The 15,894-nt window shown below is 65.6% G+C and carries 19 protein-coding genes; 11 read left to right on the top strand and 8 right to left on the bottom strand.

Annotated elements, in window-relative coordinates:
• Positions 1–79 precede the first annotated feature (79 nt).
• The 3 genes from EBMC1_RS04530 (at position 80) to EBMC1_RS04520 (ending at position 2,697) form a co-directional block, all read left to right on the top strand.
• Positions 80–946, top strand: coding sequence for a 3-hydroxyacyl-CoA dehydrogenase NAD-binding domain-containing protein (locus EBMC1_RS04530; protein ID WP_003041296.1), 867 nt, complete (start codon positions 80–82; stop codon positions 944–946).
• Between the two features lie 80 nt (positions 947–1,026).
• Complete coding sequence (locus EBMC1_RS04525) at positions 1,027–1,518, top strand: hypothetical protein (protein ID WP_003041294.1); 492 nt, start codon at positions 1,027–1,029, stop codon at positions 1,516–1,518.
• A gap of 36 nt (positions 1,519–1,554) precedes the next feature.
• Positions 1,555–2,697 (top strand): epoxide hydrolase family protein, encoded by a 1,143-nt coding sequence (locus EBMC1_RS04520; protein WP_003041291.1) that lies wholly within the window; start codon positions 1,555–1,557, stop codon positions 2,695–2,697.
• A 19-nt stretch (positions 2,698–2,716) separates the two neighbouring features.
• Here EBMC1_RS04520 and EBMC1_RS04515 read toward each other — a convergent pair whose 3' ends face one another.
• The 3 genes from EBMC1_RS04515 to EBMC1_RS04505 all read right to left on the bottom strand — a co-directional run bounded on the left by EBMC1_RS04515 (position 2,717) and on the right by EBMC1_RS04505 (position 5,138).
• On the bottom strand, positions 2,717–3,037 hold the full coding sequence (locus EBMC1_RS04515; protein ID WP_162928219.1) for an MliC family protein: 321 nt from the start codon (positions 3,035–3,037) through the stop codon (positions 2,717–2,719).
• A gap of 11 nt (positions 3,038–3,048) precedes the next feature.
• The gene (locus tag EBMC1_RS04510) at positions 3,049–3,660 is read right to left on the bottom strand and encodes a beta/gamma crystallin-related protein (RefSeq protein ID WP_003041284.1); all 612 of its coding nucleotides are present in this window, start codon (positions 3,658–3,660) and stop codon (positions 3,049–3,051) included.
• A gap of 125 nt (positions 3,661–3,785) precedes the next feature.
• Positions 3,786–5,138 (bottom strand): NupC/NupG family nucleoside CNT transporter, encoded by a 1,353-nt coding sequence (locus EBMC1_RS04505; RefSeq protein WP_003041282.1) that lies wholly within the window; start codon positions 5,136–5,138, stop codon positions 3,786–3,788.
• 157 nt (positions 5,139–5,295) lie between these two features.
• Here EBMC1_RS04505 and EBMC1_RS04500 point away from each other — a divergent pair, with 157 nt between their 5' ends.
• From EBMC1_RS04500 to EBMC1_RS04470, 7 genes are read left to right on the top strand one after another with little or no spacing between them, the layout of a single operon-like run.
• The gene (locus EBMC1_RS04500) at positions 5,296–7,260 is read left to right on the top strand and encodes an alpha/beta hydrolase family protein (RefSeq protein WP_003041279.1); all 1,965 of its coding nucleotides are present in this window, start codon (positions 5,296–5,298) and stop codon (positions 7,258–7,260) included.
• A 43-nt stretch (positions 7,261–7,303) separates the two neighbouring features.
• Positions 7,304–7,981 (top strand): queuosine precursor transporter, encoded by a 678-nt coding sequence (locus tag EBMC1_RS04495; RefSeq protein WP_003041276.1) that lies wholly within the window; start codon positions 7,304–7,306, stop codon positions 7,979–7,981.
• Positions 7,978–8,886 (top strand): acetylglutamate kinase, encoded by a 909-nt coding sequence (gene argB, locus EBMC1_RS04490; protein ID WP_174531827.1) that lies wholly within the window; start codon positions 7,978–7,980, stop codon positions 8,884–8,886. Before EBMC1_RS04495 ends, argB begins: the two co-directional genes overlap by 4 nt.
• A gap of 45 nt (positions 8,887–8,931) precedes the next feature.
• Positions 8,932–9,231, top strand: coding sequence for a YggT family protein (locus tag EBMC1_RS04485; RefSeq protein ID WP_003041270.1), 300 nt, complete (start codon positions 8,932–8,934; stop codon positions 9,229–9,231).
• Positions 9,231–10,136, top strand: a complete 906-nt coding sequence (folD, locus tag EBMC1_RS04480) for a bifunctional methylenetetrahydrofolate dehydrogenase/methenyltetrahydrofolate cyclohydrolase FolD (protein ID WP_003041269.1) — start codon at positions 9,231–9,233, stop codon at positions 10,134–10,136. The genes EBMC1_RS04485 and folD overlap by 1 nt, the downstream gene beginning before the upstream one ends.
• Positions 10,136–10,810 carry a hypothetical protein gene (locus EBMC1_RS04475; protein ID WP_003041266.1) on the top strand — a complete coding sequence of 225 codons (675 nt, stop codon included), beginning with the start codon at positions 10,136–10,138 and terminating at the stop codon, positions 10,808–10,810. The genes folD and EBMC1_RS04475 overlap by 1 nt, the downstream gene beginning before the upstream one ends.
• Positions 10,807–11,436: a MarC family protein gene (locus tag EBMC1_RS04470; protein WP_003041264.1), complete on the top strand. Its 630-nt coding sequence runs from the start codon at positions 10,807–10,809 to the stop codon at positions 11,434–11,436. The genes EBMC1_RS04475 and EBMC1_RS04470 overlap by 4 nt, the downstream gene beginning before the upstream one ends.
• A 58-nt stretch (positions 11,437–11,494) precedes the next feature.
• Here the strand turns inward: EBMC1_RS04470 and EBMC1_RS04465 are convergent, their stop codons facing one another.
• The gene (locus tag EBMC1_RS04465; protein ID WP_003041261.1) at positions 11,495–12,184 is read right to left on the bottom strand and encodes an OmpA family protein; all 690 of its coding nucleotides are present in this window, start codon (positions 12,182–12,184) and stop codon (positions 11,495–11,497) included.
• A 212-nt stretch (positions 12,185–12,396) separates the two neighbouring features.
• On the opposite strand from EBMC1_RS04465, the gene EBMC1_RS04460 reads away from it, so the two are divergent.
• Positions 12,397–13,722, top strand: coding sequence for a hemolysin family protein (locus EBMC1_RS04460; protein WP_040589453.1), 1,326 nt, complete (start codon positions 12,397–12,399; stop codon positions 13,720–13,722).
• Between the two features lie 48 nt (positions 13,723–13,770).
• On the opposite strand, the gene EBMC1_RS18305 is transcribed toward EBMC1_RS04460, so the two are convergent.
• The 4 genes from EBMC1_RS18305 to EBMC1_RS04445 form a co-directional block, all read right to left on the bottom strand.
• Positions 13,771–13,920, bottom strand: a complete 150-nt coding sequence (locus tag EBMC1_RS18305) for a hypothetical protein (RefSeq protein WP_156000971.1) — start codon at positions 13,918–13,920, stop codon at positions 13,771–13,773.
• Between the two features lie 103 nt (positions 13,921–14,023).
• The gene (locus EBMC1_RS04455; RefSeq protein WP_003041256.1) at positions 14,024–14,602 is read right to left on the bottom strand and encodes an LptA/OstA family protein; all 579 of its coding nucleotides are present in this window, start codon (positions 14,600–14,602) and stop codon (positions 14,024–14,026) included.
• A complete protein-coding gene (locus tag EBMC1_RS04450; RefSeq protein ID WP_003041252.1) occupies positions 14,599–15,237 on the bottom strand; it encodes a hypothetical protein in 639 nt (212 codons plus the stop codon). Before EBMC1_RS04450 ends, EBMC1_RS04455 begins: the two co-directional genes overlap by 4 nt.
• Before the next feature lie 16 nt (positions 15,238–15,253).
• Positions 15,254–15,871 carry a ribonuclease D gene (locus EBMC1_RS04445; protein ID WP_003041249.1) on the bottom strand — a complete coding sequence of 206 codons (618 nt, stop codon included), beginning with the start codon at positions 15,869–15,871 and terminating at the stop codon, positions 15,254–15,256.
• Positions 15,872–15,894 lie beyond the last annotated feature (23 nt).

Raw genomic sequence — 15,894 nt, 5'->3', positions numbered from 1 at the left:
GCGCGCCCGACTCTCGGCCTTGACGACGCTTGCCCAGTCCCTAGGGGCAGAGCTGCGATTTCCAGCGAAAGGGCATATCATGATCGTCGGCGTTATCGGGGCAGGGCAAATGGGCGCGGGGATCGCGCAGGTATCGGCAGGCGCCGGCCACGAGGTGCTGCTGTCGGACATCGACATCGCCCGCGCCGAAGCCGGCAAGGCGGGGATCGCCAAGGCGCTCGGGCGCTTGGTCGCCAAGGACAAGATGACGCAGGGCGATGCCGACGCGCTGCTTGGCCGGATCACCCCCGTCGCCGATCACGCCGCCTTCGCCCCCGCCGCCCTGGTGATCGAGGCTGCGACCGAGCGCGAGGAAATCAAGCGCGCGATCTTCGCCAGCGTCGGCACGCATCTGTCGGACAGTGCGATCCTTGCGTCGAACACCAGCTCGATTCCGATCACCCGACTGGCGCAGGCGGCCCCCGATCCGGCGCGCTTCATCGGCGTCCATTTCTTCAATCCGGTGCCGGTCATGGGCCTGATCGAACTGATCCGCGGCCTTGCGACCAGCGACACGACGCTTGCCAGCGTCGAAGCCTTCGGCCGCGGACTCGGCAAGGAAATCGTCCACGCCAACGACGCGCCGGGCTTCATCGTCAACCGCGTGCTGATGCCCCTGATCAACGAAGCGGTGTTCGCGCTCGGCGAAGGGGTGGCGACGATGCAGGACATCGACACCGGATGCCGGCTCGGCCTCAATCACCCGATGGGGCCGATCACGCTCGCCGATTTCATCGGGCTCGATACCTGCCTTGAAATTATCCGCGTGCTGCATAGCGGCACCGGCGATCCCAAATTCCGTCCGGCGCCGCTGCTCGTCCAATATGTCGAGGCGGGCTGGGTCGGCAAAAAGGCCGGACGCGGCTTCTATGATTGGACCGGCGAGGCGCCCGTTCCCACGCGCTGACCCGGCGGGAGCCGAATCGGTCCTCGTTCGTTATCCCGCTGGCGCCGGTGCGGGCGCCTGCGGACAACAGGAGGACAGGGATGATGCGGAAAACATGGCTGCCGCTGGCGATCATCGCCGCGCTATCGGTCAATGGTGCGGTGCAGGCGCAGGAAGGCGCGCCCGAAGATTCGACGCTGAAATCGACCGCGAACAGTGTGACCGAGCCCTTCGACGGCAAGGAAGTGCCCGACAAGCTGAAGGCGATCCAGGACGACCCCTATTCGCTGGCGGGCTTGCGCAAATGTTCGGCGATCATCCGGGAGGTCAGCGAACTGAACGACGTGCTCGGCCCCGACGTCAACGAACCCGCCGACAAGAGTGCGGCGAAAAAGCGCGAGGAAACCGTCGGCCGTGTCGCGGGCACCGTCGCCGGGTCCATCATTCCCTTTCGTAGCCTGATCGGCGAGGTCACGGGTGCCAATGCCGAACGTCGGCGCTATGCAGAGGCGGTCTATGCCGGCACGGTGCGTCGCGGCTTCCTGAAGGGCGTCGGATTGCAGCGCGGTTGCAAGGCGCCGGCGCGGCCCTGACACAAAGCCGAAGCAGTCAGGTGGGGGAGAGACTGAATGAAGGTCGAAAATATCCGCGCGTTCCGCGCCGAGGTTCCGCAGGCAGCGATCGATGATCTGAAAGACCGGCTGGCGCGCACGCGCTGGCCCGAAAAGGAGACCGTCGACGATTGGGACCAGGGCGTCCCGCTCGCCTATGCGCAGGAACTCGCGGCCTATTGGCGCGACGATTATGACTGGCGCGGGGTCGAGGCGCGGCTCAACGCGCTGCCCAATTATCTGGCCACCGTCGATGGCCTCGACATCCATTTCCTCCATATCCGCTCGGACAATCCGGCGGCGCGGCCGCTGGTGCTGACGCACGGCTGGCCGGGGTCCGTGCTCGAATTTCTCGACGTGATCACGACGCTGTCGGCCGACTATCATCTCGTGATCCCGTCGCTGCCGGGTTACGGCTTTTCGGGCAAGCCCGCGGCCGCGAAATGGAGCGTCGAACATATCGCCGCGGGCTGGGACGCGCTGATGCGCGCGCTCGGTTATGATCGCTATTTCGCGCAGGGCGGCGACTGGGGCAGCGCCGTCACCTGCGCCATCGGGATGAGCCATGGCGACCATTGCGCGGGCATCCATGTCAACATGATCGTCGGCCAGCCCGACCCGGCGCTGATGACCGATCTGACCGACGCCGAAAAACTCTATCTCGCCCGTTTCGGCTGGTATCAGGCAAAGGACAGTGGCTATTCGACGCAGCAGGCGACGCGGCCGCAGACCATCGGCTATGCGCTCACCGATTCACCGGTCGGGCAGATGTGCTGGATCGTCGAGAAATTCCACGGCTGGACCGATTGCGGGCATCAGCCGGGCGGCCAGTCGATCGGCGGCCATCCCGAGCGCGCGCTGTCGAAAGATGCGATGCTCGACACCGTCAGCCTCTATTGGTTCACCGCCAGCGCCGCGTCGTCGGCGCGGCTCTATTGGCACAGTTTCCGCAGCTTCGCGGCGGGCGAGATCGACGTGCCGACCGGCGGCAGCCTGTTCCCGAACGAGATCATGCGCCTGTCGCGCCGCTGGGCCGAAAAGCGCTATCGCAACATCGTCTATTGGAACGAGGTCGATCGCGGCGGCCATTTCGCGGCGTGGGAGCAGCCCAAACTTTTCGCGCGCGAGGTCCGGGCGGCGCTTGCGCAAATGACGCTGTAACGGGGGAGAGGCGCCCCGCCTACATCGGCCGATTGACGGGGCGGCAGCTTTCGGGCGCGGTGCGCGCGGCGGTGTTCCACGTCACCTCGTTGCCGTTGCGATACAGCCGCGCGCCGCTCTTGTTTTCATAGGCCTGCCCCATGTTGGTCGGCGCGGCCTTGAGCACCATGCTGCGGCGGCCGTCGACGCGGACGATCGCGCCGTTCGCCACATAATCGACCTGCAACCGCGTGCCGCGATTGCATTCGTAAAGCGTGCCGGTGTTCTGCGGGTAGGAGGCACAGCCCGCAACGACAAGAATGGCCGCGCCCGCGGCGGCCAGCTTCGCGATTCGGATCATCTCCATTCCCCTCAATAGCCCGAACGGACGCACAGCACGTCGGCCAGATAAACGCGGCCCGAAACCGTTTCCATATGTTCGCGGGCCGATCCGTTCCAGCCGATCGAGCGGCACCATGTGTCGGCGGTCCGCGCCGCGCAGGCGGCGGTTGCCGATCCGCTCTGGCACGCGAGAACGCGATAATTTCCGGTGGCGGGCTGAGTGTGGAATTCGGCGAAATTGCCGCGCGCCGCCTGATCATTGGCGACCGGGCCGGGATTCCAGCCGCCGCCCGATCCGACGGGGCGGATCGACTGGATCTTGATGCCGCGCAGGATATTACCCAACATCGGCGTGTCGCGTTCGACCGTCCGGCAATTGCCGCGATAGCGCGTCTTCTCGCACAGCTCCCAGCGACCGCTGGTCACGCGGATCGAATTGACCGGCCACGACAGGCCCAGATCGGGCTTCGCTTCGCCAATGAACACCGCCGGCCCCTTGTAGGCGGCGTCGCGATAGATGGTCGCCTCGGGCGGACGCATCATCCTGTCTTCGGGCGATTGCGCCTGCGACGCGGCAAGGAAGCCCCCGCCGAGCGACGCGGCGGCAGCGGCGAAGAGCGACCAGCGATGGATGGATTTCATCAACAACCTCCCTGTTTGGCGAACGCGACCCGGGATTCGTTTTTCCGGTGCCGAAGCTACGCCACAACAGGGAGACTTGCAAATTATCCCGTGCTCACCGAGCCTTGCGCGGCGCCGCCAGCGGGTCAGGGTGCCTTGGCCGCGGTGGGGGCGGCGGTATCGACGGCCGCGGGCGGCGCGTCGGGAAGCGGCGTGGCTGCAACCGGTGTGGCAGCCGGCGGCGGGGCGGCGATCGGTGTGGTGAAGCTGAGCATCAGGCCGGCGAGCGCCGCCGACATCAGGTTCGACAGGCTGCCCGCAAGCAGTGCCTTCAGCCCCAGCTTGGCGATCATCGGCCGTTGATTGGGGGCGAGGCCGCCGGTCACCGCCATCTGGATCGCGATCGAGCTGAAATTGGCAAAGCCGCACAGCGCAAAGGTCGCAATCGCAACCGACACCATCGACATCCCCCCCTGGATTTTGCCGAGGTCGATGAAGGCGACGAATTCGTTGAGCACGACCTTGGTACCGAACAGGCCGCCCACCGCCGCGCTTTCGTCCCACGGCACGCCCATCAGCCACATCACCGGGCGGAAGATCGCCCCGATGACTGCCTGGAACGACAGATCGGGATAGCCGAACCAGCCGCCGATCCCGGCGAGCAGCCCGTTGGCGAGCGCGACGAGCGCGACGAAGGCCAGCACCATCGCGCCGACCGCGACCGCCAGCTTGACGCCGGTCTGCGCGCCCTGCGCCGCCGCCATGATGATATTCGCCGGCTTTTCCTCGTCATGGCTCGCCTCTGGCATGATGACGGGTTCGATGCCCAGATCCTTGGGATCGTCGGGCATCATGATCTTGGCCATCAGGATGCCGCCCGGCGCGGACATGAAGCTGGCGGCGAGCAGATAGGGCAGCAGCTGTTCGCCGATCATGCTGGCATAGGCGCCCAGAATGGTCCCCGCGACCCCGGCCATGCCCACCGTCATCACCGTGAAGAGCTGCGACGGGGTAAGACCGGCGAGATAAGGACGGATGACGAGCGGGCTCTCGCTCTGCCCGACGAAGATATTCGCCGCGGCGCCCAGGCTTTCGACCTTGGTAATCCCCGTAATCTTCTGGATCGCACCGCCGACCCATTTGATCACGAACTGCATGATGCCGAGATAATAGAGGATCGAGATAAGCGAGGCGAAGAAGATGATCACCGGCAGCGCGGCAATCGCAAAGCTGTGGCCGCCCATTTCGGGTCCGGCGAGCGGGCCGAAAATGAAGTCGGTTCCCGCCTTGGCATAACCCAGAAGATTGGCGACGCCGGTCGACATCGCCTGAATGATCGCGCGGCCCCACGGCGTACCGATCACCAGCAGCGCGAACCCGGCCTGCAACAAAAAGGCCGGCACGACGACGCGCGGGCGAATCCAGCGACGGTTCGATGAAAACAGCACGGCAATCGCAAGCAATGCAACGATGCCGAGCAGGCCGATAAGATGTCCCATAAGTGTTTTGCGTCCCCCGCAAGTTTATTGCGCCTGTCTAGCGGGCTTTGCGGATCGGGCAAGGGGGGCGGCGGAGCATTGCAGTCATCCATAACGGCAGCGATCCCGCTTGGCGGCTCCGTGACGGCTTGATAGGCAGCGCTGAAACAGGGGGAATATGATGCGGACTGGCGTTGCGGGACATGTAATTTTGGCGATATGCGCGCTGGTGCAGGCGGCCGTGCCCGCGGCGGCGCAGGCGCCCGCCACGACCGCATCGACCCCCGCTCCGCCATTGCCCACGGCCGCCTTTGCGCAGCTTCCCTTTGCGGAAAATACCGAATTATCGCCCGACGGAACGCATATGGCGGGCCTGTTCGCGGTCCGTGGGGAACAGCGGATCGGCATCCTTCCCGTGCTGGGCGATCAGAGCAAATCGGTCATCATTGCGGTTCCCGACCAGACCGAAATCGATTGGCTGACCTGGGTCAACGACGATCATCTCCTCGTCGGCCTGCGGGCGTTGATGGCGGTGGAGGCCGACAATTGGTACGTTACCCGCATCATCGCCATCGACCGGACCTCGGGCAAGATCACGCGGCTACTATGGGATCTCAAGGGCCAGAATGCGTCCGATGTCGTCTGGCTGCCCAAGGACGGCAGCAGCGAAATTCTGGTCGCGGGTCAGGACTCGATATATGACAACGCCGATTTCTGGCCCGCCGTATACCGCATCGATGTGGAGACGGGGCGCAAGAAGACCGAACTGCGGTCGCGCACCGGGGTTATGGAATGGGGCGCCGACCATCTCGGCCGGGTGCGCTACGGCATCGGCTATCGCGACGATACGACCCGGGCCACGCTGCTCTATCGTGGCGCCGGAGAAGGGGCTTTCCGGTCGATCGAGCGCGCTTCGCTACGCGATGACGAGCGGCTGACGGTGCCGATCCTCTTCGTCGACGGCACCGACAACGGGTTGGTTTACAAGGACCGGGACGATGGCAAGACCGCGATTGCCGAGGTCAATCTTGCTACCGGTGCCGAAGTCCGCACGGTCGTTGCACCCGACGCGGGCGACATATCAGGCGCCATTCGCGCGCCCGACGGATCGAAGCTACTCGGCGTTCACGTCGCCGACGATCTGAAGCCGGTGCGCTGGCTCGACCCGGCGATGGCAGCGCATCAGGATACGCTGGACGCGACGGCCCGCGCGGCGCGTGTCCGGATCGACAGCTATAGCCGCGACCTGACCAAGATGCTCGTGCGGATCAGCACCCCCGACAATCCGGGGCTGCTCTATTATTATGATTCGACGACCGGCGATTTGTCGCGTCTTGCGGTAATGAACGAACAGATCGGGGCGAAGCGCCTCTCGCGCGCCAAGCTCGTCCGGTACAAGGCGCGCGACGGGCTGGAGATCGAGGGCGTGCTGACGATGCCGCGGGGCCGAGCGACAACCAACCTGCCGTTCATCGTGATGCCGCACGGCGGACCCTGGGGCCAGGACGAGCTGACCTACGATTATTGGGCGCAGTTCCTCGCCGAACGCGGCTATGCGGTATTGCAGCCCAATTTCCGCGGCTCGACGGGCTATGGTGCCGAGTTCGAAAAGGCCGGCGAGGGGCAACTCGGCTTTGCGATGCAGGATGATGTGACCGACGGCGTGCGCTGGGCGGTCGCCGAAAAGATCGCCGACCCCAAGCGCGTGTGCGTCGTCGGCGCCTCTTATGGCGGCTATGCGGCGATGTGGGGGATCGCCAAGGATCCCGACCAGTATCGCTGCGCGATCTCGATCGCCGGGGTCGCCAATCTGCGGCGCGAGGTCAATGATTTCGGCGGCACGCTGCGCGCCAATCTGTACCGGACGCAGTGGAAGCGCATGACCCCCGACTTCGCGGCGGTGTCGCCGATCAACGCCATCGACCGGATCAAGACGCCGCTGCTGCTGATCCACGGCAAGAAGGATGTGACGGTCGATCACAGCCAGTCGGCGCGCATGTATGCGGCAATGACCAAGGCCGGGAAGACGGTGGACTTCGTCTCGCTGCCGCTCGCCGATCATTATTTCACGCGCGAGGCTGACCGGCTGCTATTGCTGCAATCGATCGAATCCTTCCTCGCCAAGTATAATCCCGCCGATTGACCGGCATCTTTCCACGCGTCGCAAAAGCGACTATCGGGCGCCGATGACCGAACCGACTTCGACCGCGCTGCCGCGCACGATCACCCCTTCGCTTTTCCTGTTCACGATCATCTATGGCGGCATGGTCGTGCTCGCCGGCGTGCTCGGGAACAAGCAGGTCGCGCTGGGCGCCGGTCTTGCGGTCGAGGCCGGGATTTTTCCGTTCCTGATCCTCGTCGCGCTGTCGAGCACAGTGTCCGAATTGCACGGACAGGCGACTGCGAACCGGCTGGTGCTGTGGGGTTTCGTGCCGCTGATCCTGTCGATCATGCTGACCTCGCTCGTCTATTTCGTCCCCGCCGCGCCCGAGATGGACCCGGCCCGGCTGGCATCGTTCGAGATGATATTGGGACAAACGCCGCGCCTGATGGCGGCGGGCATCGTCGCCTATGGCACGTCGCAGTTCCTGAACGTCACCATCTTTTCCAAACTGCGCGGCCGTGAAGGCGCGGGGACGGGGTCGACCTGGCTCGCGATCCGCGGCGCAGTCGCCAGCGCGCTCAGCCAGATCGTCGACACGCTGCTGTTCGTCACCATCGCCTTTTACGGCGTTTTCCCGATCGCCAATCTGATGGCGGGACAGATGCTGGCCAAGGTCGCGCTGTCGATTGTCGTCATCCCGGCGGTGATCACCGGCCTCGTCGCGCTCGGCCGCAGCCTCGACGCGAAGACCGCGGAATGATGACGATGACCGACCCCACGACCATGCCCGATCTGCTGACCAAGGCCGAAACGCTCGTCGAAGCGTTGCCCTATCTGCAGCGCTATGCGGGCGAAACCTTCGTCATCAAATATGGCGGCCATGCGATGGGCGATCCCGAGGCGCAGCGCGACTTTGCCGAGGATGTGGTGCTGCTGAAGGCGGTGGGGATCAATCCCGTCGTCGTCCATGGCGGCGGACCGCAGATCGGCGCGATGCTCAAGCAGCTCGGCATCGAATCGCAGTTCGTCGGCGGGCTGCGCGTTACCGACGCCGCGACCGCAGAGGTCGCCGAAATGGTCCTGGCGGGCAAAATCAACAAGGAAATCGTCGGATGGCTCGCCGGGCTTGGCGGCCGCGCGATCGGCCTGTCGGGCAAGGACGCCAATCTGGTGCTGGCCGAAAAGGTCCACCGCACCGAACCCGATCCCAATTCGGGGATCGAACGCCACGTCGACCTGGGCTTCGTCGGCGAACCCGTCGCGGTCGACCCGACGATCCTGCAACGGTTGGCGGCCGACAATTTCATCCCGATCGTCGCCCCCGTCGCGCTCGGCGCCGATGGCGCGACCTATAATATCAACGCCGACACCATGGCCGGGGCGATCGCCGGCGCGCTTGGCGCGCGGCGTTTCTTCCTGCTGACCGACGTGGCCGGAGTGCTCGACAAGTCGGGCGCTCTGCTGACCGACCTCGACCGCCCCGCGATCGACGCGTTGAAGGCCGACGGGACGATCACCGGCGGCATGATTCCGAAGGTCGAAACCTGCGTCGCGGCGGTCGATGCGGGGGTCGATGCCGCGGTTATCCTCGACGGCCGGGTGCCGCATGCGATGCTGCTCGAAATTTTCACCGCAAGGGGTGCAGGCACGCTCATTCACCGCTAAGAGGGCCTGCAAGACCCCCCTTTACGGAGACCCGCCTTGCTTCTCATGCTCATCCAGATCGTCGACATCATCCTGACGGTCCTGTGGTGGTTCATCATCGCGCAGGCGGTGATGTCGTGGCTGATCGCCTTCAACGTCATCAACACCCACAATGACTTCGTGGCGCAGCTGTGGATGATGCTCGATCGCATCACCGAGCCGCTCTATCGGCCGTTCCGGCGGATCATGCCCGATTTCGGCGGGCTCGACCTGACGCCGATGCTGGTGCTGATCCTGATCATCATCATTCAGGGGCCGGTGCTGGGCTACCTCGCGCGCCTCGCCTATTCGAGCGGAATGGCCTGATGTCCGTCGCGACCGAAGCGCGCATCATCGACGGCAAGGCGTTCGCCGCCGGGCTGCGCGCACGCATTGCCGGCGCCGTCCCGGCGTTCGAAGCCGCGACCGGGCGCGTGCCGGGGCTGGCGGTCGTGCTGGTCGGCGACGATCCGGCGAGCGCCGTCTATGTCGGCTCCAAGGGCAAGGCGACGGTCGCCGCCGGCATGGCGAGTTTCGAACATCGCCTGCCCGCGACCGCGAACCAGGAAGAGGTCGAGGCGCTGCTCGCATCGCTCAACGACGATCCTGCGGTCGACGGCATCCTGCTCCAGCTTCCGCTGCCTGCCCATCTCGACGAGCAGCGCGCGGTGGCGACGATCGATCCCGAAAAGGACGTCGACGGGCTGACCCCGGTCAGCGCCGGACGGCTCGCGCTCGGCATCCCGGGCATGGTGCCTTGCACCCCCTATGGCTGTCTGTTGCTGTTGCAGGATGTGCTCGGCGATCTTGGCGGCAAGGATGCGGTGGTGATCGGCCGCTCGATTCTGGTCGGCAAGCCGATGGCGGCGCTGCTGCTTGGCGCCAATTGCACCGTGACCATGGCGCACAGCCGCACCCGCGATCTGCCCGATCTGGTCCGCCGAGCCGATATCGTCGTGGCGGCGGTCGGTCGGCCCGAAATGGTCGAGGGCGACTGGATCAAGCCCGGCGCGGCGGTCATCGACGTCGGCATCAATCGCCTGCCGCCCGAAGCGGGCGCGACCAAGGGGCGGCTCGTCGGTGACGTCGATTACGCCAGCGCGGCGGGGGTGGCGGGCGCGATCACCCCGGTGCCCGGCGGCGTCGGCCCGATGACGATTGCCTGCCTGCTGCGCAACACGCTGGTCGCCGCGCACCGCCGCGCCGGCCTCGCCGATCCGGAGGGTTTCTGATGCGCCGACTGCTCCTTGCCGGGCTTGTGCTGACGATGCTCGACGGTTGCGCGCCGCAGGGGCCCGAGGCACGCAAGCGCCCGCTTTCGGCGAATCCGAGCGGCTTTATCGCGGCGGAAATCGCCTTCGCGCGGCTGGCGCAGGAAAAGGGGCAATGGACGGCCTTTCGCGAAACCGCGGCGCCCGACGCGGTGATGTTCGTGCCGCAGCGGGTCAACGCCCGCGACTGGCTGAAGACGCAAAAGGATCCGGCCGAGGCGGTGCGCTGGCAACCGCACAAGGTGTTCGTAAGCTGTGATGGCAACAGCGGCGTGACGACGGGCGCATGGCAGAAGGGTCCGGCGCAGGGATTCTTCACCACCGTGTGGTCGCGCGATCCGATGAAGGGCGACATGCGCTGGCTGCTCGATTCGGGCGACGCGCTTGCGACCCCGCGCGCAGCGCCCGACTTCATCGAATCGAAGCAGGCGACCTGCACCGGCAAGCCGGGCGCCACGGTAACCGCCGCCGCGGAGGGTGACGATATGATGGTCGGCATGTCGCGCGACCAGACTCTGAACTGGACTTCGGTCGTGCGCCCCGACGGATCGCGCAGCATCACCGTGCGGCTGTGGGACGGGCACGAAATGACGACCATTATCGATGACCGCATAGCGGCGCCGAAGCAGCCATGATCGACCTTTTCATATCGGCCTTCGTGACGCTTTTCGTCGTCATCGATCCGCCCGGCTGCGCGCCCATCTACGCCAGCCTGACGACGGGAGCCAGCGCGGCGCAGCGCCGGTCGATGGCGATCCGCGCGACACTGATCGCCGGCTTCATCCTGATCTTCTTCGCGATGTTCGGCGAGGCGCTGCTCAGTTTCCTGCACATCGATCTCGACAGTTTCCGCATCGCGGGCGGGGTAATGCTGTTCATCATCGCGATCGACATGGTGTTCGAAAAGCGCACCGAGCGCCGCGAACAGCGCGCCGAAAAGCTGATGGCGACTCCCGAGGTCGAAGATGTGTCGGTGTTCCCGATGGCGATGCCGATGCTTGCCGGGCCGGGATCGATCGCGTCGGTGATGCTGCTGGTGTCGCAGAACAGCGGGCTTGACCGCGCGCTGGTGATTTTCGGCGCACTGCTGCTCGTACTGCTGCTGACGCTCGCGGCGCTGCTGCTCGCCGGGCCGTTCATGCGCTTGATCGGCAACAAGGGCGAGGCCGTCATCACCCGCCTGCTCGGCGTGCTGCTCGCGGCGCTCGCGGCGCAGTTCGTCATCGACGGGCTGAAAGCGAGCTTCTCGAGCCTCGCCTGACAAGGAAAAGGGCGCCACCTGCCGGCGACGCCCTTTCCATTGTCCACGGGAATGGACTTTATTGTGCGGCGGCCACGTCCGCCTGCGTCACCGGCGCGATGCGGATTTCGACGCGGCGGTTGCACTGATAGTCGGCCTGCGTGCGTTCGGGCGCGCATTTGAGCTGCGTTTCGCCATAGCCCATTGTCGCCATGCGCGCGCGGTTTACGCCGCGGCCCGCCAGATAGTCTGCGACCGACGCCGCGCGCCGTTCGGACAGCCCCTGATTATAGGTTTCGCTGCCCTGCGAATCGGTGTGGCCGTAAACGTCGATATAGGTGCTCGGATATTCCGACAGGGTCGAGGCGACGCTGTCGAGCGCGCCACGGAACTGCGACTTCACGACCGCGCTGTTGAGGTCGAATGTCACGTCGCCGGGCATGTTGAGCACGAGCTGGTCGCCCTGGCGTTCGACATCGATGCCGGTGCCTGCGGTGCGTTCGCGCAGTTTCTTTTCCTGCTGATCCATATAATAGCCGACGCCCGCGCCGGCGACGGCGCCGATGCCCGCGCCCAGGATCTTTTCGGTCCGGTCGTTGCGTCCGCCGACGAGATCGCCGAGCAGATAGCCGCCGAGCGCGCCGCCGATGCCGCCGATCGCGGCCTTGGAGATGCGCTGCTTGCCCGTTTCGGGGTCGGTGACGCAACCGGTCAGCGTGAGCGCGCCAAGGCTGGCGACGGCCGCGAGCTTGATCGTCCTCTTGTTCATTTCTGGCTCCCTTTTTTGGGCATCGCCGGTCCATGCGATGCCACGACCACAAGGATAACATATGATCGCGCTTTCCGTTCCGTCATTCATGCTGAACGCTGGCTGAGCGTGCCGATGTCGTCACCATTGTGCAGCACCGCGGCTTTGGCCTATAGGACCGGCATGACCGAAGCTGACAGGGGCCGGGCGCGCCAGCGCCGTACGACCGCCCAATGACCCCTTTTCCCTGGTCGGATGTGGCGATCATCCTGATCCTTATCCTGCTCAACGGCGTTTTCGCCATGTCCGAACTCGCGATCGTTTCGGCGCGCGACCCGCGGTTGCAGGCCGCCGAGAAGCGCGGCAGCAGTGGGGCAAGGATCGCGCGTCAGCTTGCCTCCGACCCCGGCCGCTTTCTGTCGACGGTGCAGGTCGGTATCACGCTGATCGGCGTGCTGACGGGCGCCTATTCGGGGGCCAGCCTGGGCCAGCCTGTCGCCGAACGGTTGCAGGCATGGACCGGCCTTGATGCCGACACCGCACGCACGGTGGCGTTCGCCCTCGTCATCGCGCTTACGACTTATGCCTCGCTGATCGCGGGCGAGCTTGTCCCCAAACAATTTGCGCTGCGCGCACCCGAACGGATTGCGATCTTCGTCGCGCCGATGATGTTCTGGCTTGCGCGCATTGCGGCTCCGCTGGTCTGGTTGCTCAACAACAGTTCGGGTCTGGTGTTCCGCCTGCTCGGTCTCAAGCGCGAATCGGACGATCAGGTGACCGCCGAGGAACTGCATCTGATCGTCGCCGAGGCGTCGAAATCGGGCGTGATCGAGGAGAGCGAGCGCGCGATCATCTCGGGCGTCGTGCGGCTTGCCGACCGGCCGGTGCGCGAGGTGATGACGCCGCGCAAGGATGTCGACTGGATCGACATCACGCTCGACGCGAAGGGCGTGCGCGACAAGCTGCTCGAAACGCCGCACAGCCGTCTGCCGGTCGCGCGCGGGTCGGTCGACGATATCGTCGGTGTCGTCCAGGCGCGCGACATCGCCGCGGCGCTGTTCCGTGGCGACCCGATAGACCTTGAGCGGCTGATGCGCCGCGCCGCGGTCATCCACGACCAGATCGATGCGATGGACGCGCTCGCGGCGCTGCGCCTTGCCGAAGTGCCGATGCTGCTCGTTCACGACGAATATGGCCATTTCGATGGACTGGTGACGCCCGCCGACTTGATGTCGGCGATCGCGGGCGAGTTCGCGTCCGATCAGGATATCGGCAGCGAACCCTTCGTCGTCGAGCGCGAGGATGGCAGCCTGCTGATCGCCGGGTCGATGCCCGCCGACCAGATGGCCGAGCGGCTTGGGATCGAACTCGACGACGACCGCGACTATGCGACCGCCGCGGGCCACGCGCTTGCTATCCTCAAGCATCTGCCCGAGGAAGGGGAGGCGTTCACCGACCGCGGCTGGAGGTTCGAGATCGTCGATATGGATGGCCGCAAGATCGACAAGCTGCTGGTCAGCGAAGTGCGCAAGCCCAAGGTCGAAGCCGAGGGCGATTGATCGGGGCTCGCGGTCGCAACGGCCGGGGCTGAAATGGCAACTGGCCGTTTATCGGGGTCGCGTCGGTCCGACATGATGCATCACCGCTTCCGCGAGTTTTCGCTCCTCGCGGGTCGGACGGACCGGCTCGGTTTCGGGCGTCGCGTGGCGCCGTCCGAACATCGGGCGGCGGACGGGGAGCAGGGGGGCATAACGCATCGGAACACGCCTTGATCGCGCGGCCGCCCCCCGGCACCGCAATGGGTCTGGTCCCCGAAACCATCCTTGCGTGCGCGGCTTGCGCGACGCTTAACGGACAGCGTTACTGGTTTCTTTGTGGTACGCTGAAGGTGCCTTTGACGCGGCCGCCCGAACCGTCGGTGACCGGATTGCCGTCGGGGCCGCGGGCAGCGCCGCGACCGTCGACCGTCGCGCGGCCACTGTTGAGGTCGATCACAAGCCGCCCGCCCGACAGGCGGTTCGCGCCCTGCGTCAACTGGACATTGCCGACCATCGTGATCAGCCGCCGGTCGAGATCGTAGATCGCGACATTTCCCTTCGCCGTTTCATTGCCCTTGGTGACGGTGACGCCGCCCGTCGCGTCGAGCCGGTTGACGTCGGTGTTGCCGGCGCGGGTATAGGCAACGGTCATGCGCGGTGCGACCACGGTCAGCCCCGCCTGCGTTACGCGCACGCCGCCCGCCAGTACGACGCGGTCGGCGCGATCCTGCACCTCGATGCTGCCCGCGTCGAAATCGACGGGGGCGTTGCTGTTGTGATTTGCCAGCGCCTGCGCATAGGCCGCGCCGCCGCCATGCCCGCCCGCCAGAATCGCCAGGCTGGTCAGCACGAAGCTGGCGCCGGCCAGCGTCAGGCTCTTCACGGTCCAAAGCCCCTTCATTTGAGCGCTCCCTGGTTGATCCGAAGATGGGCGTTCCCCGACAGGCGGACGATCCGCTGGTCGAGGTCGGCGGTCAGCTCGTTGGCGGAAAAATTGCCGATGTTCAACGCGCCATTGACGCCGCCGGTACCGACAAGGCTGCGATTCTTGAGGTCGATGGCGACATTGTTCGCGTCGATGCGATAGCCGTCGGCGCCCTTGACCTGGACCAGTCCCGGCACGGTCACCTTTTCGCTGTCCATGTCATATTGTCCGTTCGCGGCGGCGATCGTCGCCGGGCCGTCGGCCAGTTTGATTGCCCCGGACAGTCCGTTCATCCGCACGATCGGTTCGGCCGAGCTTTTCTGCACCGCGCTATCCGCGATGAGCGCAAAGGGCTGGCCTTTGGTATCCTGGCCGCGATATTCGGCGCGTACGACCTTCATCCGCTCCTTCGCCACTTCGACCTTGTCCTTGGCGAGCAGGAAGCTGACCTCGCTGCGCTGGGTGAAGGGCGAAAAGACGAGCACTGCCGCAACAACGCCGATAACCAGCGGCAGGCCGTAGCGCAAAATGCGCACCACGCGGTCGTGGCGCGACCCGCTGGCCGCCCACAGGCGGCGCATCGTACGGTCGATTTCGGCGCGTTCGGACACCCGCGGCGGCTCCCCGTCAGCTATGCGCGAAGATGTCGACCTCGGGCCATCCGGCGAGGTCGAGCGCGGCGCGCGTCGGGAGGAAATCGAAGCAGGATTGTGCGAGTTCGGTGCGCCCCTCGCGCGCAAGGCGGGCGTCGAGCACCTCCTTCATTGCGTGCAGAAAGCGGACATCGCTCGCGGCATAGTCGCGCTGCGCCTCGCTCAGTTCGGCAGCGCCCCAGTCGCTCGACTGCTGCTGCTTCGACACATCCTGTCCCAGCAGTTCGCGGACCAGTTCCTTGAGGCCATGACGGTCGGTGTAGGTGCGCACCAGCTTCGACGCGATCTTGGTGCAATAGACGGGGGCGGTGACGACGCCGAGCGCCTGCTGCATCGCGGCAATATCGAAACGGGCGAAATGGAACAGTTTCAGCCGGTCAGGATCAGTGAGGATCGCCTTGAGAACCGGCGCGTCGTAGCGGCTGCCGGGGCCGAATCGCACCAGATGCTCGTCGCCCTTGCCGTCGCTGATCTGGACAAGGCACAGCCGGTCGCGCAGCGGGTTGAGGCCCATGGTTTCGGTGTCGATCGCGACGGGGCCGGGGCCGATCGCGCCTTCGGGCAGGTCTTCTTCGTGGAAATATACGGTCATCGACTTGCCTTAGGCGAAGCGGC

The sequence above is a fragment of the Sphingopyxis sp. MC1 genome (assembly GCF_000371385.1).
Classification (GTDB): domain Bacteria; phylum Pseudomonadota; class Alphaproteobacteria; order Sphingomonadales; family Sphingomonadaceae; genus Sphingopyxis; species Sphingopyxis terrae.
The sequence above is the reverse complement of the archived record's forward strand: the minus strand, read 5'-3'. Positions and strand labels throughout refer to the sequence as shown.